This is a genomic window from Stenotrophomonas sp. FSL W7-1447 (genome assembly GCF_037966425.1).
GTDB classification, from domain to species: Bacteria; Pseudomonadota; Gammaproteobacteria; order Xanthomonadales; family Xanthomonadaceae; genus Stenotrophomonas; species Stenotrophomonas pavanii.
In genome coordinates this window covers 1,537,383-1,560,841 of record NZ_CP150199.1, presented here as the reverse complement: position 1 = coordinate 1,560,841, position 23,459 = coordinate 1,537,383, and the positions used below count along the sequence as shown (strand labels likewise).

Below are 23,459 nucleotides of genomic sequence, written 5' to 3'. Positions count from 1 at the left end.
CGTGCTGAAGGTGCTTCCCTGTTCATGGGCGTCACTTTTCTTTTCGCGCGAAAAGAAAAGTAACCAAAAGAAACGTTCCGCCAGCCGCGAGCCGATGCTGCGCATCGGTGCCCTGTGCTCCTCGGCCCGTCGAGGGACGGCGCGGGAACTCGCTGCGCTCAGACACCCGCGCCTCTTCGCCCTCGCCGGACCTGCGGTGCTCGGCTCGCTCAAGGCGGATCCAAGATCAAAGGCAGAAGCGGTCGCTTCGCTCGCCGGGCCCAGCCCGGCACTACCAAGCATCGTCGTGCAGCTGTGGCTCTTGACCTTGGGTCCGCCTTGAGTGAGCCGAGCATCGCAGGGGAATCAGGGGCGAAGAGGTGCCGATGTCTGAGCGCAGCGAGTTCGGCACCGTCCCCGGATTCACCGAGAAGCGCAGGGGACCGACGTGCGAAGCACGGCGGCTCGCGACCTGGCGGCGCGTTTCTTTTGGTTACTTTTCTTTTCGCGCGAAAAGAAAAGTGACGCCCATGAACAGTGAAGCACCTTCAGCACGCGCAACGCGCAAAACGCCAACACCTCAGCCCTTCTGACTCACCGCCACGCTACCCAGAATCAACGCGCCCGCAATCAGCATCTGCAGCGTCACCGGCTCACCCAGGAACAACCACGCAAACGCCGCGCCGAACAGCGGAATCAGGTAGGTCACCGTCGACGCACGCGACGGGCCGATGCGGCCGATCAGACGGTAGAACATCAGGAACGCCAGGCCGGTACAGGCGACGCCCAGCGCGATCGCTGCGCCCCAGGCCTTCAGTGGAATCGCCGCCTGCGGCCAGTGGGTCACCGCCATCGGCAGCATCCACAGCGAGGCACACGACAGCGTTGCCGCAGCGGCCGCGGCCGAGGGCAGGCCGGTCATGTGCCGCTTCACCAGGTTCACGCCGAGGCCGTACAGCAGCGAGGCCGCCGCACCGGCCAGCACTGCAGTGCCGATGCTCAGGCCCGAGACCTTGGCCGTGGCCAGTACCACCACGCCGGCGAAGCCGACCAGCAGCGCGCCCGCACGGCGCATGCCGATCTTTTCACCGAAGAACAGGAACGCGATCAGCGCGGCGAACAGCACGGTCATCGCATTGCAGATCGCACCGATCGCGGCCGGTGCCTGCTCGGCCGCGTAGGCGAACAGCACGAACGGCAGCGCCGAGTTGATCAGGCCGATCGGTGCCAGCCACAGCCAGCGCCGTGGCGGGAACTGTGCGCGGGCGCGCCACAGGAACGGCAGCAGCACCAGCGCACCCAGCACCAGCCGAAGCTCGACCAGCGCGAACGGGCCGAACGAGGGCACCGCCACCCGCATGAACAGGAACGAGCAACCCCAGATGGCGCCCAGCAGGGTCAATTCCAGCGGCGTGCGCCAGTCGCGCTCGGCCGCCTGTGGGACCGCATTCATGCCCTGCCTCCGTCCATCGTCTGTTCCTGGTCAAGGCGTACAGGATCAGGCGCAGACGCCCGCCGCACAAGCGCGTAGTATCGCTGCCAGCCACAAGTATGGTTTGAGGCTGGACATGCAGCTACGCCCTTCCCTGCTCCCCGCACTGGCCGTGTTCGCGGTCGCCGCGCGCCACCAGAACTTCGCCCAGGCCGCGCAGGAGCTGCACCTGACCGCCAGCGCGGTCAGCCATCACGTGCGCCGCCTGGAGGAGGTGCTGGAGACCCGGTTGTTCCTGCGCCACGCCCGCGGCGTGCGCCTGACCGCCGAGGGCCGGCAGCTGGCCGATGCCGCCAGCGCGGCCTTCACCGACGTTGCGGCGGTGGCCCACCACCTGCATCCGGATGCCGACAGCGTGCCGCTGCGGATCACCACGCTGCGCTCGCTCTCCTACTGCTGGTTGCTGCCCCGGCTGCCGCGCTTCACGCAGGCCTATCCGCATATCCGCATCGAGCTGCACACCAGCAGCGGCCTGGATCGCTACGACGACAACGGACCGGAAGTCGGCATCCGCTACGGGCTGGGCCAATGGCCGGGCCTGCGTGCGCAGCACCTGATGGATGACTACCTGTTCCCGGTGGCCTCACCGGCGCTGGCCGGGGTCGAAACGCTGCTCGATCCGGCGCGCATCGCCGACCTGCCGCTGCTCACCGACCTGTCACCGCAGGGCTGGCGCGACTGGTTCCGCCACGCCGGCGTGCGCCCCCCGTCGCCGCTGCCACCGATGCACACCTTCGCCGACAGCACCGATGCGATGCGTGCGGCGGTGTATGGCATGGGCGCGGTGCTGGCGCGCACCCATATCGCCCAGCCCTACCTGCAGCGTTACGAGGTGGTGCGCCTGCCCGGCCCCGCACTGAAGGCGCGCTACGCGTATCACGTGGTGCACGCCGAGGGACAGCCTCCCAGCCCCGCCGCACGCCTGTTCATCGACTGGTTGCTGGAACAGGCGCAGGACGAGCGCACGCCGGTTCCGGCGTTGCCGGAAAGCCTGCTCGGCCGCCCGGCCACGCTTGCCTGACTTCGCCCTCACCCGTTCTTTGCCCGATGCTGGCTAGGCTGCGTGCACCTCCACAACGTACCTACGCCATGGCCATGCTGCGACTGCGCATCACCGGAACCGAAGACGACGCCCGTGCCATCAGCGACCTGCTGCTCGGCCTGGACGGCATCGAACATGTCGAGGAAACCGACGACCTGATGCCACACATGGACGACGACGATTCCAGTTCGGCCGGGCTGTCCGACGACATCGGCCCCGGCATCCATGAGCTGGAAGTGGAAGTCGGCAATGAAAGCACCGCGCAGAAGGTACGCGACGCCGTGCAGGAGCTGGCGCTGGAGCTGGATGTGTTCGTCGAGTACGAGACCGACGAGGGCTGATGCCGGCCGGCGGCCGGCATCAGCCTTGACCTCAGACGTTGGGCGGCAGCGTGCGGCGGCGGCGACGCCACCACGCGCGGGCCCCCCAGGCCACGACCAGGGCCAGCACGCCCACCGGCAGCAGGGCCGCCACCGCGCGGATCAGGAACGCGATGCTGCTGCCGAGGATGCCGCCCGATTCGCTCAGCGCCTCGCCGATCTCGCTGCGGCTGCGCTGGCCAGAGGTGGTCTCGAAGTGCAGCGTCACCAGCTGGGTATCGATGCGACGACGCTGCTGCGCGGCGTCCTTGTTGGCCTGCTCGACGCCGGCCTCGATTTCCGACAGGCGCGTGGTGATCGCCATCAGGTCTTCGATCTTCAGGTCCTTGCGGTCCTGGTAGGACAGCAGACGGGCGTGTTCCTTCTCCAGCCGCGCCTTGGTCAGCGCCGTGTCCGCCACGGCCTGTGCCAGATCCTCGGCGCGGGTGGTGCGCGACTGCAGCGTGCCGCCCTCACCGGCCATCGCAATCAGCGGCTCGGCGCCCTTCGGCGCAATGCGCACCTTGACCTCCCCGCTGGGTTGTTCGCCACTGCGCTGGTCGACCTGCAATACCGCGCAGTCGCCGAACTTCGCGCTCTGGCAGGCCTGGGCGATCTGCTGGATGCGCGGTGCGATCTTCGCCGCCTCCAGCTGCACCTGCACGTCATGTTCATAGGCGAGGAACGCACCTTCCGGCGACGCGACCGCCGCCTCGGCGGCCGGGGCGCCCGCATCGGCGGCCATGTCGCCCTGCTTGGCGCAGCCCGCCAATGCCAGCAGCACTACCGGCATCGTCAGGCTGCGCGTCCAGGCGCGCGCGCCCGTCACAGTGCGGCTCCGTTGTAAGAGGTGACCGAAAGACCGGCCAGATCCACCTGCGGTACACAGCGCACGTTCACCGCCACCATCGGCGTGCCGGTACGCGGGTCGACCGCCTCGCTGTAGGGTGCGATGCCGCACGTGCGGCAGTGGTGATGGTCGATGTGGGCCTTGTTGAAATGGTAGGTGGCTACGTCCGCCGGATCGGTGACCAGCTCGAACGCCTCACGCGGGGCAAACCACAGCAGGCCGCCGCGGCGGCGGCACAGCGAGCAGTTGCAGTCGAGGACGTCGCTGATCGGCGCCTCGGCCTGTACGGTGAATGCGATCCTGCCGCAATGGCAGCTTCCCTGGTATTGCATGTCCTGCGCTCCGCTGGAGGGTCCTTGTCTGTGTCCATGGTAATCCTATGGCACGGGGACAAAGCAGCCCGAGGGCCCTATGCTCGGGGTTTGCCCCTGTACAGGAACGCCGATGCGCCCGCATCTTCTTGCCCTCGCCCTGGTCGCTGCGCTGGCCGGTTGCCAGCCAGCCGACGCCCCGACCACCGCTGCCGCCCCGGCCGCCGGCCAGCAGGCCGCTGACGCGGCGGTCGACGCCGCCTTCGCCGATCTGTCCAAGCGCGCGCTGGACACCTGGATGCAGCTGTCGCCGGTCAGCGCCACCCAGATCGGTGACCACCGCTACGACAGCGAACTGGACGACCTGAGCGCCGCCGGCCAGCAGAAGACCGTGGACGCCTACAAGGCGTTGCTGGGCGAGCTGGACAAGATCGATGTGGCCAAGCTGGGCCGCGAGAACCAGGTGGACGCGGCGATCCTGCGCAACCAGCTGCAGTCGGAAATCTGGAACGCCGAAGTGCTGCAGTCCGGCAAGTGGGACCCGCAGCTGTACAACGGCATCGCCGGCAGTGCGATCTATGGCCTGATGGCGCGTGAGTTCGCGCCGCTACCGGAACGCCTGAAGTCGGCCACCGCGCGCATGGAAAAGCTGCCGGCGATCTTCGCCCAGGCGCGCGAGAACCTGGATCCGGCCCGCGTGCCGAAGATCCACGCCGAGACCGTGGCCAAGCAGAACAAGGGCATCCTCAGCATCGTCGATACCTTCATCACCCCGCACATCGGCGAACTGCCGCAGGCCGACCAGCAGCGTCTGCAGGCGGCCATCGAGGGCCTGAAGAAGGCGGTGGACGAGCAGCAGACCTGGCTGGACAAGACGCTGGTACCCAATGCGAAGGGCGACTTCCGCATCGGTGCGGAAAAGTACGACCAGAAGCTGAAGTTCGCGCTGAACTCCTCGCTGTCGCGCCAGCAGATCGGTGAGCGTGCGCGCGCCGAACTGACGCGCGTTCGCCAGGACATGTACGGCATCGCGCAGACCGTGCTGAAGGACAAGCCGGGGGCGCCGGAGATGCCGGCCCAGCCGACCGACGAGCAGCAGCAGAAGGCGATCGAGGCCGCGCTGGAACTGGCCTACGCCGACAAGCCGGCACGCGACAAGGTGGTCGACGACGCCAAGGCTGCGCTGGCGCAGTCCACTGCATTCGTGCGCGAACACGACCTGATGACCCTGCCCGACGCGCCGGTGGACATCATCCTGATGCCGGAATTCCAGCGCGGCGTGGCCGTGGCCTACTGCGATTCGCCGGGCCCGCTGGACAAGAACCTGAAGACCTTCTACGCCGTGTCGCCGATTCCGGACGACTGGAACGAGAAGCAGGTCGACTCGTTCCTGCGTGAGTACAACTCGCGCATGATCCACCTGCTGAGCATCCACGAAGGCACTCCGGGCCACTACCTGGAAGGCTGGCACTCGGCCAAGTTCCCCTCCACCCTGCGTGCGGTGCTGCGTTCGGGCCTGTTCGCCGAGGGCTGGGCGGTCTACACCGAGCGCATGATGCAGGAGCAGGGCTACCTCAACAACGACCCGCTGTTCCACCTGGTGCAGCTGAAGTTCTACCTGCGCACGATCTCCAACGCGATCCTCGACCAGGGCGTGCACGTGGACAACTGGGATCGCGAGAAGGCGATGCACCTGATGACCCACGACGCGTTCCAGCAGGAAAGCGAAGCGGCCGGCAAGTGGGTGCGTGCGCAGCTGACCTCGGCGCAGCTGCCGACCTACTTCGTCGGCGCGCAGGAACACTTCGACACCCGCAAGGCGGTGCAGGAGAAGCTGGGCGACAAGTTCAACCTCAAGGCCTACCACGACCAGATGCTGTCCTACGGCGCACCGCCGGTGCGTTTCGCACGCCAGCTGATGCTGGACCAGCCGATCGAGTGATCGGGACGGTGTGAGATGAAGCGGAGCGGCCCGGGGAAACCCGGGCCGATCTGTTTGTGGGGGATCGCCAGGCCATCTCCGCATCACGTGCCGGCAACATGGCCAGGCGCATCGTTCGCCGGATTCCTCCTTCCGCCGGTTTCCAATGTCTCTCCCCTTGCTTCGCCTCGCCCTGCTGCCCACGCTGCTGGCCAGTGCGGGTGCCTTCGCCGCCTGCCCCGCGCCGCCGCCCGGCCAGCCGGACATCCGCGCGCTTGGCTACTACACCGACAAGGTCGGCTCGGTGATCGACCCGGCACTGCAGCAGCAGAACAAGGACGCCACTGCACCGCTGGACCGCTATGCCGCCGACGTGGCGCGCATGAGCGATGACTACCTGCGCGACGGTGACCCGGCAGCCGCACAGTGCACGCTGAACTGGCTGGGGGCGTGGGCCGACGATGGCGCCATGCTCGGGCAGATGATCCGGGTCAACAACGATCAGTCGTTCTACATGCGGCAATGGATGCTCGATGCAGTGGCGATGGCCTACCTGAAAGTGCACGACCAGGCCGATGGCCACCAGCGTGCGCGCATCGATCCCTGGCTGCAGAAGCTGGCACGGGCCAACCTGGCGTACTGGGACAACCCGAAACGGCGCCGCAACAACCACTACTACTGGGGTGGCCTGGGCGTGCTGGCCACCGGACTGGCCACCGACGACGATGCGCTGTGGCAGGCCGGCCACGCCGCGTTCCAGAAGGGCATCGATGACATCCAGGACGATGGCAGCCTGCCGCTGGAGATGGCCCGCGGGCAACGGGCCCTGCACTACCACGACTACGCATTGGCGCCACTGGTGATGATGGCCGAGCTGGCGCGTCTGCGCGGCCAGGACTGGTATGCGAGCAGGGATCACGCGATCGACCGCCTGGCGCGACGGGTCATCGAAGGCAGCAGGGACCCTGCATGGTTCAACCAGCACACCGGCGTTGCCCAGTTGCCCCTGCAGGCCAGCGGCTGGGTCGAGTTCTACCGCCTGCGCTCACCGGATGGCGGCGTGTTCGACGCCGCGCATGCGCGCGGACCGTTCCACTCGCCACGGCTGGGCGGCGACCTCACGCTGATGGCCACGCATGGCATCGTGCGCACACCGCTGCGATAGCCCTCTGTTTCAGTTCCAGCGACGGCCCCGCTGCAGCAGGTGCTTGAACTGCGCAGGGCTGCAGCCCTGCCGATTGCAGCCTGGCAAGGACAGCACGACGCGCCCCGGCGGCTGCGCCTCGGTCAGCGGCACGGCATCGCGTAGCTGCGCGGAGGTCGGATAGACGTAGGCCAAGCGGAACCGCTCGCCACCGCTCCGGCGGTCACGCCAACGCTCGAACTGCAGCAGGCCACCAATGGGCGTCTTCTCGTACTGCCCTGGCAGCCGGTAGTCGCCGATTCCCATTGCCGCCAGCACCGAACCGATGTTCGAATCGTGGCCGACCAGCAGGCTCACCCTGGGCGACGCCGGATCGTCGAACAAGGCATCGAGCTCCGCCAGCAGCGGCGCGGCCACGTCCCGTGCCACGTCAGGGGTGCCAAACAGGATGTCCTGGTAACCGTTACGGATCTGCGCCAACGCCTGCCATTGGCGTTCCGCGTTCAAGCGGCCCCAACCTTCGCGCGGAACGCCACTTCCCTGGTAATGCTCCATCAGCAGGGCATCGACCAGACCGCTGGCCAGTGCCAGTGAACCCGAAGCGCGTGGCTCCTTGCCCGGCTCCGCACTGAAGGTCGTGTCGGCCAGCGTCAGATGGCAGTCGCTGCGCCCTGCACAGGCCGCCGACTGCGGGTAGAGGGTGATCGCCTCCACCACGGACAGTGCCGGTGCCAGATCTGCTGCGGCCAGCGCCTGCTGCATTGCCGCCAGCGCGCGCTTGCGGAAGGCCGCGTCGTCACGGTGGATCACCGGATTGAACAACGGATCCATCGTGCCCAGCGCCATGCGCTGCTCGACCTCCACATGACAACCCGGGAATGCGCCGGCAACGAAGAACTGCGCGGTGGCCTGGGTGCGCTGCAGGCTGTTGGCATGGGCGTGGAAGTCAGCCCGCTGCGGGCAACCCGACCCCGGCAGCAGCTGCGCCTGGCGCAGCCACTGGCCGATGTAGCGGCCCATGTAGACCTCCAGCACGCCGCCCTTGGTGGTCAGCTCGCCGGGGCTTACGTCCCAGCGTGTCCAGTGCTCTGGCGTGGCATGGGCCAGGGCGCCCGACGCGACCACCGGCGCGCGCAGGTTGTGGCGGCTGAGCAGGACGACCTGCTCGAGCTGTTCGCCTTGCACGGGTGCCGTCGCCGCGGCTGCGGCCGTTGTGGCCAAACCAAGTGCCAGCAGCAGTGGGCGCAGGCATCGGATCATGCAGGTCTCCTGAGACACGCCGGGGTCAGAGCCCTTTCCTCCTGAAAGGGATCCGACCCCGAAACCGTTACTGATCGGCCGCCACGAAACCACCGGTCTGCCGCGCCCACAACCGTGCGTACAGGCCACCGGCGGCAATCAGCTCGGCATGGCTGCCGGTCTCGACGATGCGGCCCTGGTCCATCACCACCAGCCGGTCCATGCGCGCGATGGTCGACAGCCGGTGCGCGATCGCGATCACCGTCTTGCCGCCCATCAGCTCATCCAGGCTGTCCTGGATCGCCGCTTCCACTTCCGAGTCCAGCGCCGAGGTGGCTTCGTCCAGCACCAGGATCGGGGCGTCCTTCAGCAGCACGCGGGCAATGGCGATGCGCTGGCGCTGGCCTCCGGAGAGCTTCACGCCACGCTCGCCGACATGCGCGTCGTAGCCGCGACGCCCCTGCCCGTCCACCAGCGTGTCGATGAAGGCTTCGGCACGCGCCTTGGCCACGGCAGCGCGCAACTGCTCTTCGGTTGCGTCTGGACGGCCATACAACAGGTTGTCGCGGATCGAGCGATGCAGCAGCGAGGTGTCCTGGGTGACCACGCCGATCTGCTGCCGCAGGCTTTCCTGGGTAACGTGGGCAATGTCCTGACCATCGATCAGGATGCGGCCGCTTTCCAGGTCGTACAGGCGCAGCAGCACGTTGACCAGGGTCGACTTGCCGGCGCCGGAGGGACCGACCAGGCCGATCTTCTCACCCGGCTTCACCACCAGGTCGAGGCCGGCGATCACGCCGCCCTTCTTGCCATAGTGGAAGTGGATGTCCTGGAAGTGCACGCCACCGCGGGTCACCTGCAACGGTACCGCATCCTCGCGGTCCTGCACGGTCAGCGGCTGGGCGATGGTGGTGATGCCATCCTGTACCGTGCCGATGTCCTCGAAGATGCCGTTGATGGTCCACATGATCCAGCCGGACATGTTGTGGATGCGGATCACCAGGCCGGTCGCGAGCGTGATCGCGCCGACGGTGATGTGGCCGCCATTCCACAGCCACAGGGCCAGGCCACAGGTACCGGCAATCAGGAAACCGTTGACGATGGCGATGGTCAGGTCCATGCCGGTGGTCACCCGGGTCTGCGCGCGGTGCTTGACTGCCAGCTCCTGGATCGACTCGGCCACGTAGGCCTGCTCGCGTCCGCCGTGGGCGAACAGCTTGAGTGTGGGGATGTTGGTGTAGCCATCGACGATGCGGCCCATCGCCTTGGAACGCGCTTCGGACGCAATCCAGGCCCGTTCCTTCGCACGCGGGACAAAGTAGACCAGGATCACCGCGTAGGCCAGCAGCCACACGATCAGTGGCACCATCAGCCGCCAGTCGGCCTGCGCGAACAGGTACAGCGCGGTGCCGGTATAGACCACGATGTACCAGAGCGAGTCGACCATCTGCACCGCCGACTCGCGCAGCGAGGTACCGGTCTGCATCACCCGGTTGGCAACGCTGCCGGCAAAGTCGTTCTGGAAGAAGCTCAGGCTCTGCCGCACCACGTAGTTGTGCATCAGCCAGCGCGAGCGGTTGCTCAGGCCGGGCACGATGGCCTGGTTGACCAGCAGGTTGTGCAGGCCGACCAGGATCGGCCGCGCGATGACCGTGATGAACAGCATCCAGCCCAGTTCATTGGCGTGGCGCCTGAAGAAATCGGCACCGGGCTGCTCGGCGACCATGTCGACGATGCGGCCCAGGTAATCGAACATCGCCACTTCCACCAGCGCCAGCAGCAGGCCGGCGATCAGCGTCGCCAGCAGCACCGGCCACACCGGGCGCAGGTAATGCAGGTAGAACGGCAGCACCTTGCGCGGTGGCATGCGCCCATCCACGGGCGGGAACACTGGAATCAGGGATTCAAACCAACGGAACATCGCATTCCCTCGCCTCTTGCAAGCGGCGGAGTATCCCACGACGGATGTGTACGCCAGCCGACGGTCGCCCGCGGCTCCGGTAGTGCCGGCCGCTGGGCGCAGCCTCGCGACATCCGCGGATCATCGGGTTGCTTACCAGCGGCCGGCACCAGCCTCACTCCCTGACCGGGGTGAACAGCAGGTCCTGGAAATCGAAGCTGAAGTCGGTCAGGTCGGAAATCGACTGCATCCGTACCTCGCGCACCTTGCCATCCGGATCCAGGCTGAAGTTCACGAACGCGTCGGCGTTGAGCGAACGGTCGTCCCAGCGCACGATGAAGGTGTCGTGCTGCCAGTGCTCCAGGCGGCCGCTCAGCTGCGCGGTCTTCATGAAGCGCAGGCGCAGGCCCTTGCCTTCGGCACTGATCTGCATGTCGCCGTACCAGCGGTCGCGGAACGTGCCGGTGTAGCCGGCCAGCGCCAGCGACGGCTTGCTGCCGGCGTCGCGCGCACGCTGGTGCTTGGCCCAGGCCTCGTCGGCCTTGTCCTGGCCCTTGGCCACGGCCTTGGCATAGGCGTCCACCCAGTCGTGCTTGTCGCCGCCCAGATAGGCATCAAGCACGCTCAGGGTGATCGCGTTGAACGCCGCGCCCACTTCCTGGTTGGTCAGCACCACCACGCCCAGCTTTTCGCCCGGCACCAGGGTCAGCCGCGAGACCATGCCCGGCCAGCCGCCGGTGTGCCAGACCAGCTTGCGTCCACGGTAATCGCTCAGGCTCCAGCCCTCGCCATAGCCGGCAAAATTGGCCCGTGCCGGTGCCAGCTCCGGCACGCTCGGCGCCGGGATCGACTGCGGGGTGATCATCCGCCACATCTGCTGCTGGCTTTTTTCACTGAACAGCACCGTGCCATCGGCAAGCTTGCCCTCGGCCAGCTGCACCTGCATCCAGCGCGCCATGTCGTGCGCGCTGGAATAGATGCCACCGGCACCGGCGTTGTTCGACCAGGTCAGCGGCGCGACGGTGCGCAGGTCCTTGAAATCGTACTTGGCGTGGCCGACCGCGGCCTTGTCGCCCGGCTTCAGGTGGTCGGCGTTGTAGCGCGTGCCGGCCATGCCCACCTTGTCGAAGATGCGGGTCTGCAGGAACTGCTGGTAGCTCATGTCGGAGACATGTTCGATCACCTGCTGGGCCACCGCGTACAGGATGTTGTCGTAGGCGTAGTTTTCGCGGAAACCGCCCTTCAGCGGCACCCTGCCCAGCCGCTCCACCACTTCGGCGTTGCTGTAGGAGGTGGTCGGCCAGAACAGCAGGTCGCCGGCGCCCAGGCTCAGTCCGCTGCGGTGCGAGAGCAGGTCGCGGATCGTCATCTGCCCGGTCACGAACGGATCGGACATGCGGAACGATGGCAGGTGCTCGATCACCTTGTCGTCCATCTTCAGCTTGCCGTCCTCAGCCAGCAGGTTCAGCGAAGTGGCGGTGAACGCCTTGGTATTGGAGGCGATGGCGAACAGCGTGTCGGCCTGCACCGGCTCCGGCTTGCCCTGCTCGCGCACGCCCCAGCCGCGCTCCAGCACCACCTCGCCGTCCTTGACCACGGCCACCGCGATGCCGGGCACGTCGAACTGCGCGCGCACGCGCTCGACGGTCGCATCCAGATCCTGCAGCGGCGGGGGGGTCGCCGCGCTCGCCATGGTCGTGCACGCCAGCAGCACGGCTCCTCCAATCCAGGTGTTCATGCAGCACGATCTCCGAACAGGGGTGGCGGCAGTGTGCAGGCCGTCACCGGGGTTTCGCGGGATGGTAACGGTCGCCGATGCACCCTGCCCTGTGCCATAGGAGGGGTGTCATGGGACAGAACGGGCAGTCCGGCAAGGGCTCCACCATCATTCCATGCCTGCGCTACCGCGATGCGCTGGCCGCCATCGACTGGCTGCAGCGCGCCTTCGGTTTCCATGCCCAGGCCGTATACGCCGACGGCGATACCGTGTTCCACGCCCAGATGACCTTCCGCACCGGCATGATCATGCTGGGCTCGGCAGGTAACCAGAGCGCATGGAGCGAACACGCGGTACTGCCCGGCGAAGTCGGCGGGCGCCAGACCCAGAGCGCCTGCGTGATCGTCAGCGATGCCGACGCGCACTATGCCCGGGCCAAGGCTGCCGGCGCGCGCATCGTCATCGACATCGCCGACCAGGACTACGGCGGTCGTGGCTACGCCTGCGCCGATCCGGAAGGCTACCTGTGGTGGTTTGGCAGCTACGACCCGTGGCGCGAGGACCACGGCCAGTGATCGCGTCGTCGCACCCGGCGGAGATCCGCTGTGGCATCGGTGGCTGGGTGTTTCCCGCGTGGCGCGGCGGCGTGTTCTATCCGGCAGGGCTGCCACAGCGCGAGGAACTGGCCCACGCCAGTCGCGCCCTGCGCTGCATCGAGATCAATGGCACCTTCTACCGCACGCCCACCCCTGGCCAGTGCGCGCAGTGGGCAGCACAGACGCCGCAGGGCTTCCGTTTCTCGATGAAGGCGCCACGCTACCTGGTCCAGCGTCGCGACCTGTCCAGCACCGTGGACGCGGCCGCGCCCTTCCTGGAGGCGGCGCTGGCGCTGGGTGACCGGCTCGGCCCGTTGCTGTGGCAGTTCGATCCACGCCATCCGGCCGATGCCGAAGCGCTGGATCGGCTGATGGCTGAGCTTCCCAAGCAGCTGCAGGGTGTGCCGCTGCAGCACGCGCTGGAGGTGCGCAACGCCGCGGCACATGGTCCGGCACTGGTCGCCGCCGCGCGCCGCCACGGCGTGGCGCTGGTGATCGAAGACAGCGACGAGGCGCCGTTGCACGGCGATGTCAGTGCCGGCTTCGTCTACGCACGGATCAAGCGCAGCCAGGCCCGCTTGAAGGAGGGGCTGCCCGCCCCGGTGCAGCGGCGCTGGGCCGAGCGTGCGCAGCGCTGGTCACGCGGCGAGCCGGTGGACGACCTGCCCTGCCTGGCCAAGCCAGCCGCGCTCGCACCACGCGAGGTCTACCTGCTGTGCATCGGTGCGGGCAAGGCACGCAATCCGGCCGCGGCGATGGCCCTTCAGCGCCTCATCGACGACGCCAGCGATCCAGCCCCCACAGCAGCGTCCACCCCGTCACGAACACGCCCGCCACGCGCAGCACGTTGAGCAGGAACGCGGCCAGCCCCAGCCGTTGCAGTTCCAGGAACGGATACGGCGCCTGCCCTGTCACCGCGGCCACGCACATCGCCCACCCCAGGTAGATCAGCGGCACCCACAGCACCGTGCCCAGCGCGCGCCAGCGCAGCGCCCCATGCGGCAGCAGCCAGCACCACCCCAGCAGGTACAGCGCCGGTACCGCGTAGTGCAGGCCGGCATCGACCCACCACTGCAATCCGCTGGGCTGCCACAGGCCCTGCAGCGCCAGCACGTAGACGCAGGCCGTCACCCCGATGCACAACGCGAGCACTGCGGCGACCGTCGTGCCCAGCACGCCCGCACGCACCAGCCTGACGCATCCCACGCACACCGCCAGGTTGCTGAGGATGGTGAAGTAACCGAAGAAGCGCAGCGTCACCGTGCCGATCCCGGCCCCTGCGCCTGCCCCGCGCACCAGCAGCAGGTACTGCAGCAGCAACGACGCGGCGGCGATCAGTGCGGTCAGCGCGGCCCAGGTGCGCAGGACGGAGCGGTCGGCAGCCATGGCGGGGTCCCTGGGCAGGTTTCCGCGAGCATGCCACAGGCATCGCCGGCTGCCGCGCGATTGCCTCACAATAGGCGGATGAGCACACCCGACACCCGCAAAGCGCTGTGGCAGATCCACTTCTGTGTCCTGCTGTGGGGCGTCACCGCCATCCTCGGCAAGCTGATCACCCTGCCCGCACTGCCGCTGGTGTGGTGGCGCATGCTGCTGGTGACGGCGATGCTGGCGTTGCTGCCGCGGGTCTGGCGAGGATTGCGCACGCTGCCACTGCGGCTGGTGGCCGGCTACGCCGGCATCGGTGCGCTGGTGGCCCTGCACTGGCTGACGTTCTACGGCGCGGTGAAGCTGGCCAATGCCTCGGTGGCGGCCACCTGCATCGCGCTGGCGCCGGTGTTCACCTCCATCATCGAACCCTGGGTCGCCAAGCGGCCGTTCCAGCTGCGTGAACTGGCGTTCGGCCTGGCGGTGCTGCCGGGCGTTGCGCTGGTGGTCGGCGGCGTGCCCGATGGCATGCGCCTGGGCGTGTTGATCGGTGCGCTGTCGGCGCTGCTGGTGGCCGTGTTCGGCTCGCTCAACAAGCGCATGGTCAGCCACGCCGATCCACTTACGGTCACCGCGCTGGAACTGGGTGCCGGCACCCTGACCCTGACCCTGCTGGCACCGCTGATGCCGTTCCTGCTGCCCGCGCTGGCCAGCCCGCTATGGGTGGTCCCGAATCTGCACGACGGCATCCTGCTGCTGGTGCTGGCCGGGTTCTGCACGCTGCTGCCGTTTGCCCTGGCCCTGGTCGCGCTGCGCCACCTGAGCGCCTACACGGTGCAGCTGGTGACCAACCTGGAGCCGGTCTATGCGGTGGTGCTGGCGGTGGTGCTGCTGCGCGAACAGCACGAGGTGACCCCGTGGTTCTACCTGGGCGTGGCGATCATCGTCGGCGCAGTGTTCCTGCATCCACTGCTGAACCGCCGCAAGCCGGTGCAGCACCCTGAAATCCTTGGCACGGCCGAGGCGCGCAACATCGCCGATTGAGCGCAGCCACGCAGGCGCTGGTAGTGGGCCGGTGCTGATTCAGTCCGCCCGTTCCACCCGGTTGCGGCCATTGCCCTTGGCCCGGTACAGCGCCTTGTCGGCGCGTGCCAGCATTTCATCCACGGTCTCCCCTGGCTGGTGCTGGGCAACGCCGATGCTGATCGTGACCGGGAAGCCAAGTGGCAGGTCGGCCACCGCCAGGCGCAGGAATTCGCATTGCAGTTCGGCGGTGCGCAGGTCGGTCGTCGGCATCACCACCACGAACTCCTCGCCGCCGTAGCGCGCGGCCATGCCACGACCGGCGAAGTGCGAGCGCAGCAGCACGCCCAGCTCGGCCAGCACGCGGTCGCCGGTGGCGTGGCCCTGGAAGTCATTGATGTGCTTGAAATGGTCGACGTCCAGCAGCGCCACGCACGCCACACCGGGCAGGTCTCCGCTTGGCGCAACGGCCTCTTCCAGCGCCGCCGCCATCGCGCGGCGGTTCGGCAGGCCGGTCAACGCATCGGTGCGGCTCTGCGCGGCCAGGTCGGCATTCTGCGCCAACAGCACGTCCTGGTACTCCGACAGCAGGCGCTCGTAGTCATCGCGTTCCAGCATGTGCTTCTGGATGTCGAGCGCGAAGCGGCGCAGCTCCATCACCAGCATCACCTGCCGCGACAGCGCAGCCAGCGCCTCGGCCTTGTCGCTGGCCAGGTGCTGCGGCTGCGCATCGAACACGCACAGCGTGCCCAGCGGCAGGCCATCGGAACTGATCAGCGGCGCACCGGCATAGAAACGGATGTGCGGATCACCCACCACCACCGGGTTGTCGTGGAAGCGGATGTCCTGCAGTGCATCCTCGACCACCATGATCTGCTGCGGCTGCAGGATGGCGTGGCCGCACATCGATTCGCTGCGCAGGTTTTCTGCCGCATCGATGCCCTGGATCGACTTGAACCATTGCCGCTCGACATCGATCAGGGTCACCGCCGCCATCGAGGTGCCACAGACCGCCTTGGCGATCACCACCAGGTCGTCGAAGGATTTTTCACGTTCCGAATCAAGGATGCGGTAGCGGTACAGCGCCTCGAGCCTCAGAGCTTCGTTGGCAGGCTTGTCGGGCTTGATCATGCAGCGTCACGTTCCGGCAGGTCACCGCAAAGTCTAGCGGATGCCGGTCCCCAATCTGCACCCTGGGTGGTGCCGGCCGTTGGCCGGCATCCCGCGCTCATTCGATGCCGGATGCAGCCGGCCAGCGGCCGGCACTCCCGCGCGTTACCAGTCCAGCTGCTTCGGCAGCAGGCCCTGCAGCTCCTGCTCGGTCAGGTTGCGCCACTGGCCCGGCTTCAGGGCACCGATCTTGATGTTGTCGATGCGGACGCGGCGCAGCTGGGTCACCCGATAGCCGAACTCGGCGGCCATCAGGCGGATCTGCCGGTTCAGGCCCTGCTGCAGGGTGATGCGGAAACCGAACTTGGCGATGCGCGAGGTCTTGCACGGCAGCGTCATCTGGTCGTGGATGCGAACGCCACGGGCCATGCCGCGCAGGAACTCATCGGTGACCGGCTTGTTCACCGCCACCAGGTACTCCTTCTGGTGGCCGTTCTCGGCACGCAGGATCTGGTTGACGATGTCGCCGTTGCTGGTCATCAGGATCAGGCCTTCGGAGTCCTTGTCGAGGCGGCCGATCGGGAAGATGCGCTGTTCATGGCCGACGAAGTCGACGATGTTGCCCTTGACCGACGTTTCGGTGGTGCAGGTGACGCCGACCGGCTTGTTCAGCGCGATGTAGACGTGGCGGCGGGCGCCGGGCTTGCGGGCCACGCGCGCGCGCAGCGGCTGGCCGTCGACCAGCACCTGGTCGTCCTCGCCCACCACCGCGCCGGTACCGGCCGGATGGCCGTTGACGGTGACCCGGCGGGCGGCGATCAGGCGATCGGCCTCGCGGCGGGAGCAGAAGCCGGTGTCGGCGATATGTTTGTTGAGTCGGGTGGTCATCGGGCCATTATCCGGCATTGCCGCGCGCGGCGCTTCATGCGAGCCCGGGCGGATCGAGCGCTTCGCCGTCGAATACGCGGTTGCGGCCGGCGCGCTTGGCCACGTACATGGCGTGGTCGGCGCGGCGCAGCAGCGCGGCCAGGTCGTCCTCGCCCGGCCGCCATTGCGCCAGGCCGATGCTGGCGGTCACCTCCAGCCCGGGCACCTGCAACGCCCGACCAGCCTCGGTGATGTGCTGGCGCAGGCGATCCAGGCGGGCCGACGCGGCCTCGCGGGGCATCCCCGGCATCAGCAGCAGGAATTCCTCGCCGCCCATCCGCACCACCTGGTCCTGGCTGCGGACCGCGGACCGCAACGCACGCGCCACCGCCACCAGCACCTGGTCGCCCACGGCGTGGCCGTGGCGGTCATTGATGTCCTTGAACAGGTCGATATCGAGAAAACCGATCACCAGCGGGCCGCGCTCGCGATCCACCCGCTCCAGGTGCTGGGCCAGCTGCTGCAGCCCGGCGCGGCGGTTGGGCAGGCCGGTCAGGCCATCGGTTTCGGCCAGCTGGCGCAGTTCATCGCGCTGCTGGCGCAAGCGCCCCAGCCGCTGGTTCAGCGCATAGGCGGCCATCATCAGCAGCCAGGTCACCGCCAGCTGCAGGGCTTCCACGCGGTATTCCAGCAACCACCCGGCGCGGCAGGCATCGGCCAGGATCAGTACCAGCATCGGTGCCAGCGCGGCCAGCCCTGCCTGCGCCCAGCGATCGCCGCGCAGCCGCGCCCACACTCCGACTGCCAGCGCCAGGCCACAGCCGAGCAGGTAGGACAGCTGCAGGCCCTGCGCCACCCAGGCCAGGCTGCGCCACGGCAGCCAGGGCACCAGTACGGCCAGCAGCAGCAGTCCCCACAGCGCCAGCCGCTGCAATGGACGCGAAGCCGGCAGCAGGCGGTCACCGCCGTTCAGGCGCCACAACGCCGGCAGCACCAGCGCCTGGGACGCCGCGGTCAATGCCAGCAGCCACCACGCGCTGCGCTCACCTACCGGCAGCCAGGGCTCGGGGTAGCCGCTCAGCCCTCCGAGGATGGCCTGCCACAGCACCAGCACGGTGGTACCGGCGATGTAGACCAGGAAACTGCGGTCGCGGGTGGTGAGGAACGCCATCAGTGCCGACAATGCCAGCGCGATTGCCACGGCGATGCAGGCCGCGCGCACCAGCAGGCGGGCGGTATCGTTCTGCTGCACCGGGCTGGGCGCCCCCAACCGCAGGGTCGGTACCCAGCGCGCCTTCAGCGGTGTCTGCCACGAAACCCGGAACGGTTCGTGGCTGCCCGCCGGCGGCACCGCCACCAGCCCGATGCCGGCGCGGAAGCGTGAGTCTCGGGTACGGGCATCGTGCATGTTGCCGCAGATTTCGCGATCACCGTGCTGCACGCGGACTTCGCCGGCGAACACATTGAACACGTCCAGTGCCTGCGGCTGGCCGGACCAGCCTTCCGGCGGCGCGGGCACCAGCACCTGCTGCCGCGAACCGGCCAGCATGGCCGCCGTGCATGCGCGATGCGGGGTCGGCTCATCGGTGCCTGCACCGACCAGCAGATAGTCGCGCCCGGCTTCGGCTGTGGCGGCCCACAACGGCCACGGCGTTGCCAACCATACCAGCAGCACGACCAGCACCGCTCCTGTTCCGTACTGCCACTGCCTGCCGCCCACGCCAGTCCCGTTTCCTGCTTACGCCCGCGCCCACTGCACGTCGCCCCTGGCGGGCATTATCGCAGCCACGGCCACCGCCCACGTGTAGACCAAGGTCGCTGTCAGGTTCAGCCAGCGGCGGGCGGCCCCTTCACCGCCACCAGGCGCACCGGCCGCAGGTCGGCCAGGGTCATCCGCTCCAGCGGCTGCGGCCGTTCGATCGCATAGCCCTGCAGGCCCTGCACCCCGAGCCGGGTCAGTGCGGCGGCCACTTCGGCGGTCTCCACCCATTCGGCCACCACCTCCATCTGCAGCTCGCGCCCCAGCTCACTGATCGCGCGCACCGTGGCATGGCTGACCGGATCAGTATCCATGTCGCGCACGAATGCCCCGTCGATCTTCAGGATATCGGCCGGCAACTGGCGCAGGTAACCGAACGAGGACAGGCCGGAGCCGAAATCATCCAGGGCCATCCGGCACCCCCGTGCCTTCACCGCGTCGATGAAGGCGCGCGCCTGGCTGAGGTTGCTGATCGCCGCCGTTTCGGTGATCTCGAAGCACAGCTTGGCGGCCAGCGCGCGGTTGCGCTCCAGCAGGTCGCAGACAAAGGCAAGGAAGCCGGGCTCGGCGATCGACTGCGCCGACACGTTGACGTTGCACAGCCCCAGCTGCCGCACGTGCGCCGGGCATACCTGCAGATGCCGGAACAGCAGGCCGAGCACGTGCCGGTCCAGCGCCACGGCCATTCCGTAGCGCTCCACCGCCGGCATGAACTGGCCTGGCAGGTGCAGGCTGCCATCGCTGCCGCGCATGCGCACCAGGACCTCATAGTGCAGGTAGCTGGGATCGCCGACGCGGGCGATGCGCTGCGCGTACAGCACCATGCGGTTCTCGGCCATGGCCAGGCTGACGCCCTGCAGGCGCTCGGCTTCCTGGCGCCGCTCCTCCAGTGCCATGCGGTCTTCGTTGAAGCAGTGCACGCGGTTGCGGCCGACCTGCTTGGCCGCGTAGCAGGCGCTGTCGGCGGCGCTCATCAACCAGTTCACATCCGGTGCCTCGGCGCTGACCTCGACCACGCCGATGCTGCAGCTCAGCTGCGGGCTGCCCTCGCTGATCGGGAACGTCGCCTGCCCCAGATTGCGGATCACCCGCTGCAGCACGCGCTTGGCCTCGTCCTGCCCGGCATGGGCAAGGAACACCGCGAATTCGTCCGCACCCAGCCGGCCCACCCAGTCGCCATCGCGCACCGCCGCCACCAGGTAGTCGGCGAAGCTGCGCAGCATCTGGTCGCCGGCGGCGTGGCCGAAGCTGTCGTTGACCAACTTGAAGTGGTCCAGGTTGATGTAGCACAGCGCATGCGTGCCGCCCTCGCTGCGCACCTGCAGCAGCGCGCGTTCCAGCAGCCGCTCGATCTCGCGGCGGTTGATCAGGCCGGTCAGCGGATCATGGCTGGCGTGGTGTTCGATCTCGCGCGCCAGGGCGTGGTTCTGGCTGACGTCTTCGATGATGGCAAACACCGACAAGCCGCCCCCGGCGCTGCGCACCCCGGTGCCGCTCCAGCGGCCCCAGACCAGGCTGCCGTCGCGACGGCGGAAGCGCAGTTCGCTCGGCCGCAGCTGGCGGTCCCAGTCGATGCGCCCCACTCCGTCGATGACCAGCTCACCGTCCATCAGCAGGTCACCCAGCGACAGCTGCAGCAGCACGTCGCGGCGATGGTCGAGGATATCGGCCATCGCCTGGTTGGCCTCGATCACCTTGCCTTCGGTGTCGAGCTTGAGCATGCCGACGTTGGCCTGGTAGAACGCTGCGCGGAAACGGCTCTCGTGCTCGGTCAGGTCCTTGCCGACGCGGCGCGCCAGGGCGACCGCCATCAAGCTGATCGCCAGCACCGACAGGCCCGCGACCATCAGGGTCGCCAGCCGCACCAGCGTGGCCATCCGCAGCAGTGCCTGCGAGAACGCCTGGCTCTGCACCTTCATCCGCTGGTCCAGGTCACGCAGCTGCTGCAGGTAGTGGTCGCGTGCGGCAACGGGCACCAGGCTGCCGTCGTGCCGCAACTGCAGTTCATCGATCAGTCGCTGCAGCGCCATCAGGTCGCCATCGGTCTGCCGCCACAACGCGCTCGCTTCGCGGAAGGCACCGATGTCGCGCGCGTAGCGGAACGAGAACACCAGGCGTGGGATGTCGGCACGCGCGTTGCCGCCCTGCAGGAAGCCCTGCCTGGCTTTTTCCTCGTCCGGTTCGGCCTGTTCCAGCGCCAGTCGCGCCTGCAGGTCGCCCAACGGCACCTGCAGGGCCTGGCGTGCGTCGTCCAGGTCCTGGGCATCACCGCGCGCCAGGTAGCGACTGAGTGCGGCAGTGGCATCCTGCTGGCCACGCGACCAGTAGCCCTGGCCGGCGATCCAGGCAGTGGAGGCCGCCTGCAGTTCCTGGATCAGGGCGGACAGAGCGACCAGTCCGATCGCCATGCCCGTCAACAACGCAAATCGCAGTCCCAGCCCCCGGGTCATCGGCACCCGCCGGCTGTGTTGGTCCGTGCCACTCCTACCCATCCCGGATCCCCCTGAATGTGCTGCGGTCACAACCTCCTTAGGAACCGGCTCAGCCTAGGACCGGCAATGTGTGGGCCATGCGAAAAAGGGGACGGAGGGGATTAAGTCGTATCTGGCTGGCCATGCGCCTGTGCCAAGAACGACTTAATCCCCTCCGTCCCCTTTTTCTGTCCGCCAGCCCGGGGGCTGGCGGTGGTGTGGACGGCTGCGGCTTAGAAGCTGCGCGGGCCGCGCGGCTTGAAGCCGTCACGACGCGGCGGGCGGCTGTCGCGGTCACCGCCGCGGTCGCCACCATGGCCACCCGGGCCACCCGGCCCGCTGCGACGGGGGCCACCCGGGCCGCCCGGGCCGCCCGGGCCACGCTTGTCGAAGCGCGGCTTGAACGGACGCGGTGCCGGGTTGGTGTCTTCACCCGGGGCCAGCGCACGCATCTGCAGCTGCTGGCCGGACACCCAGACCTTCTGCAGGTGCGACAGCACGTCCGGCGGCATCTGTGCCGGCAGGTCCAGCAGCGAGAAGTCGTCGTGGATGTCGATGCGGCCGATGAAGCGGCTTTCCAGGCCGGCTTCGTTGGCGATGGCGCCGACGATGTTGGCCGGCTTCACGCCATGCTGGTGGCCGACCGAAATGCGGTAGGTCTCCATGCCCTGCTCCGGTGCGCCACGCGGCGGAACCTCGCGGCGCGGACGCGGCTCGAAACCACCTTCGGCGTCGTCGCGACGCGGGCCGCGCTCGAAGCGCGGACCCCGATCGTTGCGCTCGAAGCGATCGCCACGTTCCGGACGGTCGCCACGGTCGAAGCGCTCGCGCGGTGCGCGCTCTTCGCGCGGGGCACGCACCGGCGGCTGCAGCAGGAACGGGGTGTCACCCTGCAGCAGCTTGGCCAGCGCGGCGGCGATCTCGATGGCCGGCACGTTCTGCTCGTTCTCGAAGCGCTCCAGCAGCTGGCGGTAGAAGTCCAGGCCGCCGGCACCCAGGGTTTCGCTGATGCGCGAGGTGAACTTGTTGATGCGGGTGTCGTTGACCGCTTCCACGCTCGGCAGCTGCATCTCTTCGATCGGCTGGCGGGTGGCGCGCTCGATCTGGCGCAGCATGCCCTTCTCGCGCGGGGTCGCGAACAGGATCGCCTCGCCGCTGCGGCCGGCACGGCCGGTACGGCCGATGCGGTGCACGTAGCTTTCGGTGTCGTACGGGATGTCGTAATTCAGCACGTGGCTGATGCGCTCCACGTCCAGGCCGCGGGCGGCCACGTCGGTGGCGACCAGGATGTCCAGCTTGCCTTCCTTCAGCATGGCGATGGTGCGCTCACGCTGGGCCTGCTGCATGTCACCGTTGATGGCGGCAGCGGCCAGGCCACGGGCCTGCAGCTTGCTGGCCAGTTCTTCGGTGCCGGCCTTGGTCCGCGCGAAGATGATCATCGCGTCGAACGGCTCGACTTCCAGGATGCGGGTCAGCGCGTCCAGCTTGTGCATGCCACTCACCCACCAGTAACGCTGGCGGATGTTGGCCGAGGTGGTGGTCTTGGCCGCGATGGTCACTTCCACCGGGTCCTGCAGGTAGGTCTGCGCGATGCGACGGATCTGCGGCGGCATGGTGGCCGAGAACAGGGCCACCTGGCGCTGCTCCGGCAGCTTCTTCAGCACGGCTTCGACGTCGTCGATGAAGCCCATGCGCAGCATTTCATCGGCTTCGTCCAGCACCAGCGTCTTCAGCTCGGACAGGTCCAGGGTGCTGCGGTCCAGGTGATCGATCACGCGGCCCGGGGTACCGACCACGATGTGCACGCCGCGGCGCAGGGCCGACAGCTGCTGGCCGTAGGGCTGGCCGCCGTACACCGGCAGCACGCGGAAGCCGGGAATCTTCGACGAATAGGACTGGAACGCCTCGGCAACCTGGATGGCCAGTTCGCGGGTCGGCGCCAGGATCAGGGCCTGGGGCTTGATCTGCTGCAGGTCGATGTTGGACAGTACCGGCAGTGCAAAGGCGGCGGTCTTGCCGGTACCGGTCTGGGCCTGGCCCAGCACGTCGCGGCCTTCCAGCATCGCCGGGATGGTAGCGGCCTGGATCGGCGACGGGGTTTCATAGCCGATGGCGGTGACCGCCTGCATCACGGGCTCGGACAGGCCGAGCTGCGCGAACTGCAGCGGCGCTTGGGAATCTTGGGACATGGGGAACTCCGAAGGCACTGCCGTCTTCCTGGCAGTGCGATAAAAAAGGTGATGGTCCGCGCTTTGGGCGCCCTTCTTATCGCGTGCCCTGGCGCTGCTCGGTCGGAGGAGATTTCACTCGC

The 23,459-nt window shown here is 68.0% G+C and carries 19 protein-coding genes; 7 read left to right on the top strand and 12 right to left on the bottom strand.

Annotation, left to right across the window (positions count from 1 at the left end):
- Nucleotides 1-559: 559 nt before the first annotated feature.
- On the bottom strand, nt 560-1,432 hold the full coding sequence (locus NSQ78_RS07220; protein ID WP_053506845.1) for a DMT family transporter: 873 nt from the start codon (nt 1,430-1,432) through the stop codon (nt 560-562).
- A 115-nt stretch (nt 1,433-1,547) separates the two neighbouring features.
- On the opposite strand from NSQ78_RS07220, the gene NSQ78_RS07215 reads away from it, so the two are divergent.
- Both NSQ78_RS07215 and NSQ78_RS07210 read left to right on the top strand, forming a co-directional pair.
- A complete protein-coding gene (locus NSQ78_RS07215; protein WP_064237979.1) occupies nt 1,548-2,492 on the top strand; it encodes a LysR substrate-binding domain-containing protein in 945 nt (314 codons plus the stop codon).
- Between the two features lie 68 nt (nt 2,493-2,560).
- Nucleotides 2,561-2,854, top strand: coding sequence for a hypothetical protein (locus NSQ78_RS07210; protein WP_005415831.1), 294 nt, complete (start codon nt 2,561-2,563; stop codon nt 2,852-2,854).
- A gap of 31 nt (nt 2,855-2,885) precedes the next feature.
- Here the strand turns inward: NSQ78_RS07210 and NSQ78_RS07205 are convergent, their stop codons facing one another.
- Together NSQ78_RS07205 and NSQ78_RS07200 are read right to left on the bottom strand one after the other, a co-directional pair.
- Entirely contained in the window at nt 2,886-3,665 is a 780-nt protein-coding gene (locus tag NSQ78_RS07205; protein WP_049441426.1) for a DUF4349 domain-containing protein, read from the bottom strand.
- Between the two features lie 32 nt (nt 3,666-3,697).
- Nucleotides 3,698-4,054, bottom strand: coding sequence for a GFA family protein (locus NSQ78_RS07200; protein WP_049470176.1), 357 nt, complete (start codon nt 4,052-4,054; stop codon nt 3,698-3,700).
- Between the two features lie 112 nt (nt 4,055-4,166).
- Here NSQ78_RS07200 and NSQ78_RS07195 point away from each other — a divergent pair, with 112 nt between their 5' ends.
- Both NSQ78_RS07195 and NSQ78_RS07190 read left to right on the top strand, forming a co-directional pair.
- Nucleotides 4,167-5,975: a DUF885 domain-containing protein gene (locus NSQ78_RS07195; RefSeq protein ID WP_064237978.1), complete on the top strand. Its 1,809-nt coding sequence runs from the start codon at nt 4,167-4,169 to the stop codon at nt 5,973-5,975.
- A 145-nt stretch (nt 5,976-6,120) separates the two neighbouring features.
- Nucleotides 6,121-7,119 carry a polysaccharide lyase gene (locus NSQ78_RS07190; RefSeq protein WP_064237977.1) on the top strand — a complete coding sequence of 333 codons (999 nt, stop codon included), beginning with the start codon at nt 6,121-6,123 and terminating at the stop codon, nt 7,117-7,119.
- Between the two features lie 9 nt (nt 7,120-7,128).
- On the opposite strand, the gene agp is transcribed toward NSQ78_RS07190, so the two are convergent.
- The 3 genes from agp to NSQ78_RS07175 form a co-directional block, all read right to left on the bottom strand.
- Nucleotides 7,129-8,358 carry a bifunctional glucose-1-phosphatase/inositol phosphatase gene (agp, locus tag NSQ78_RS07185; protein ID WP_064237976.1) on the bottom strand — a complete coding sequence of 410 codons (1,230 nt, stop codon included), beginning with the start codon at nt 8,356-8,358 and terminating at the stop codon, nt 7,129-7,131.
- Nucleotides 8,359-8,425: 67 nt separating this feature from the next.
- Nucleotides 8,426-10,258 (bottom strand): multidrug efflux ABC transporter SmrA, encoded by a 1,833-nt coding sequence (gene smrA, locus NSQ78_RS07180; RefSeq protein ID WP_064237975.1) that lies wholly within the window; start codon nt 10,256-10,258, stop codon nt 8,426-8,428.
- A gap of 154 nt (nt 10,259-10,412) precedes the next feature.
- Entirely contained in the window at nt 10,413-11,975 is a 1,563-nt protein-coding gene (locus tag NSQ78_RS07175; protein WP_064237974.1) for a serine hydrolase, read from the bottom strand.
- A gap of 110 nt (nt 11,976-12,085) precedes the next feature.
- Between NSQ78_RS07175 and NSQ78_RS07170 the strand changes: the two genes are divergently transcribed.
- Both NSQ78_RS07170 and NSQ78_RS07165 read left to right on the top strand, forming a co-directional pair.
- Entirely contained in the window at nt 12,086-12,529 is a 444-nt protein-coding gene (locus tag NSQ78_RS07170) for a VOC family protein (RefSeq protein ID WP_339208254.1), read from the top strand.
- A complete protein-coding gene (locus tag NSQ78_RS07165; RefSeq protein ID WP_064237973.1) occupies nt 12,526-13,401 on the top strand; it encodes a DUF72 domain-containing protein in 876 nt (291 codons plus the stop codon). The genes NSQ78_RS07170 and NSQ78_RS07165 overlap by 4 nt, the downstream gene beginning before the upstream one ends.
- On the opposite strand, the gene NSQ78_RS07160 is transcribed toward NSQ78_RS07165, so the two are convergent.
- A complete protein-coding gene (locus NSQ78_RS07160) occupies nt 13,322-13,936 on the bottom strand; it encodes a Pr6Pr family membrane protein (RefSeq protein WP_064237972.1) in 615 nt (204 codons plus the stop codon). The two genes, NSQ78_RS07165 and NSQ78_RS07160, sit on opposite strands and share 80 nt — an antisense overlap.
- 78 nt (nt 13,937-14,014) lie before the next feature.
- On the opposite strand from NSQ78_RS07160, the gene NSQ78_RS07155 reads away from it, so the two are divergent.
- Complete coding sequence (locus NSQ78_RS07155) at nt 14,015-14,962, top strand: DMT family transporter (RefSeq protein WP_049470145.1); 948 nt, start codon at nt 14,015-14,017, stop codon at nt 14,960-14,962.
- Nucleotides 14,963-15,001: 39 nt separating this feature from the next.
- Here NSQ78_RS07155 and NSQ78_RS07150 read toward each other — a convergent pair whose 3' ends face one another.
- The 5 genes from NSQ78_RS07150 to NSQ78_RS07130 all read right to left on the bottom strand — a co-directional run bounded on the left by NSQ78_RS07150 (nt 15,002) and on the right by NSQ78_RS07130 (nt 23,337).
- Entirely contained in the window at nt 15,002-16,072 is a 1,071-nt protein-coding gene (locus NSQ78_RS07150; protein WP_064237971.1) for a sensor domain-containing diguanylate cyclase, read from the bottom strand.
- Between the two features lie 144 nt (nt 16,073-16,216).
- Nucleotides 16,217-16,939, bottom strand: coding sequence for a pseudouridine synthase (locus tag NSQ78_RS07145; protein WP_053505407.1), 723 nt, complete (start codon nt 16,937-16,939; stop codon nt 16,217-16,219).
- 34 nt (nt 16,940-16,973) lie between these two features.
- Nucleotides 16,974-18,638, bottom strand: a complete 1,665-nt coding sequence (locus NSQ78_RS07140; RefSeq protein ID WP_064237969.1) for a GGDEF domain-containing protein — start codon at nt 18,636-18,638, stop codon at nt 16,974-16,976.
- A 107-nt stretch (nt 18,639-18,745) separates the two neighbouring features.
- Nucleotides 18,746-21,169 carry an EAL domain-containing protein gene (locus tag NSQ78_RS07135; protein ID WP_064237968.1) on the bottom strand — a complete coding sequence of 808 codons (2,424 nt, stop codon included), beginning with the start codon at nt 21,167-21,169 and terminating at the stop codon, nt 18,746-18,748.
- Between the two features lie 212 nt (nt 21,170-21,381).
- Nucleotides 21,382-23,337 carry a DEAD/DEAH box helicase gene (locus NSQ78_RS07130; RefSeq protein WP_064237967.1) on the bottom strand — a complete coding sequence of 652 codons (1,956 nt, stop codon included), beginning with the start codon at nt 23,335-23,337 and terminating at the stop codon, nt 21,382-21,384.
- Nucleotides 23,338-23,459 lie beyond the last annotated feature (122 nt).

Coding starts and splice junctions, on each gene's coding strand:
- NSQ78_RS07220 (WP_053506845.1), bottom strand. CDS start 1,432: ATGAATGCGGTCCCACAGGCGGCCGAGCGCGACTGGCGCACGCCGCTG.
- NSQ78_RS07215 (WP_064237979.1), top strand. CDS start 1,548: ATGCAGCTACGCCCTTCCCTGCTCCCCGCACTGGCCGTGTTCGCGGTC.
- NSQ78_RS07210 (WP_005415831.1), top strand. CDS start 2,561: ATGGCCATGCTGCGACTGCGCATCACCGGAACCGAAGACGACGCCCGT.
- NSQ78_RS07205 (WP_049441426.1), bottom strand. CDS start 3,665: ATGCCGGTAGTGCTGCTGGCATTGGCGGGCTGCGCCAAGCAGGGCGAC.
- NSQ78_RS07200 (WP_049470176.1), bottom strand. CDS start 4,054: ATGCAATACCAGGGAAGCTGCCATTGCGGCAGGATCGCATTCACCGTA.
- NSQ78_RS07195 (WP_064237978.1), top strand. CDS start 4,167: ATGCGCCCGCATCTTCTTGCCCTCGCCCTGGTCGCTGCGCTGGCCGGT.
- NSQ78_RS07190 (WP_064237977.1), top strand. CDS start 6,121: ATGTCTCTCCCCTTGCTTCGCCTCGCCCTGCTGCCCACGCTGCTGGCC.
- agp (WP_064237976.1), bottom strand. CDS start 8,358: ATGATCCGATGCCTGCGCCCACTGCTGCTGGCACTTGGTTTGGCCACA.
- smrA (WP_064237975.1), bottom strand. CDS start 10,258: ATGTTCCGTTGGTTTGAATCCCTGATTCCAGTGTTCCCGCCCGTGGAT.
- NSQ78_RS07175 (WP_064237974.1), bottom strand. CDS start 11,975: ATGAACACCTGGATTGGAGGAGCCGTGCTGCTGGCGTGCACGACCATG.
- NSQ78_RS07170 (WP_339208254.1), top strand. CDS start 12,086: ATGGGACAGAACGGGCAGTCCGGCAAGGGCTCCACCATCATTCCATGC.
- NSQ78_RS07160 (WP_064237972.1), bottom strand. CDS start 13,936: ATGGCTGCCGACCGCTCCGTCCTGCGCACCTGGGCCGCGCTGACCGCA.
- NSQ78_RS07155 (WP_049470145.1), top strand. CDS start 14,015: ATGAGCACACCCGACACCCGCAAAGCGCTGTGGCAGATCCACTTCTGT.
- NSQ78_RS07150 (WP_064237971.1), bottom strand. CDS start 16,072: ATGATCAAGCCCGACAAGCCTGCCAACGAAGCTCTGAGGCTCGAGGCG.
- NSQ78_RS07145 (WP_053505407.1), bottom strand. CDS start 16,939: ATGACCACCCGACTCAACAAACATATCGCCGACACCGGCTTCTGCTCC.
- NSQ78_RS07135 (WP_064237968.1), bottom strand. CDS start 21,169: ATGGGTAGGAGTGGCACGGACCAACACAGCCGGCGGGTGCCGATGACC.
- NSQ78_RS07130 (WP_064237967.1), bottom strand. CDS start 23,337: ATGTCCCAAGATTCCCAAGCGCCGCTGCAGTTCGCGCAGCTCGGCCTG.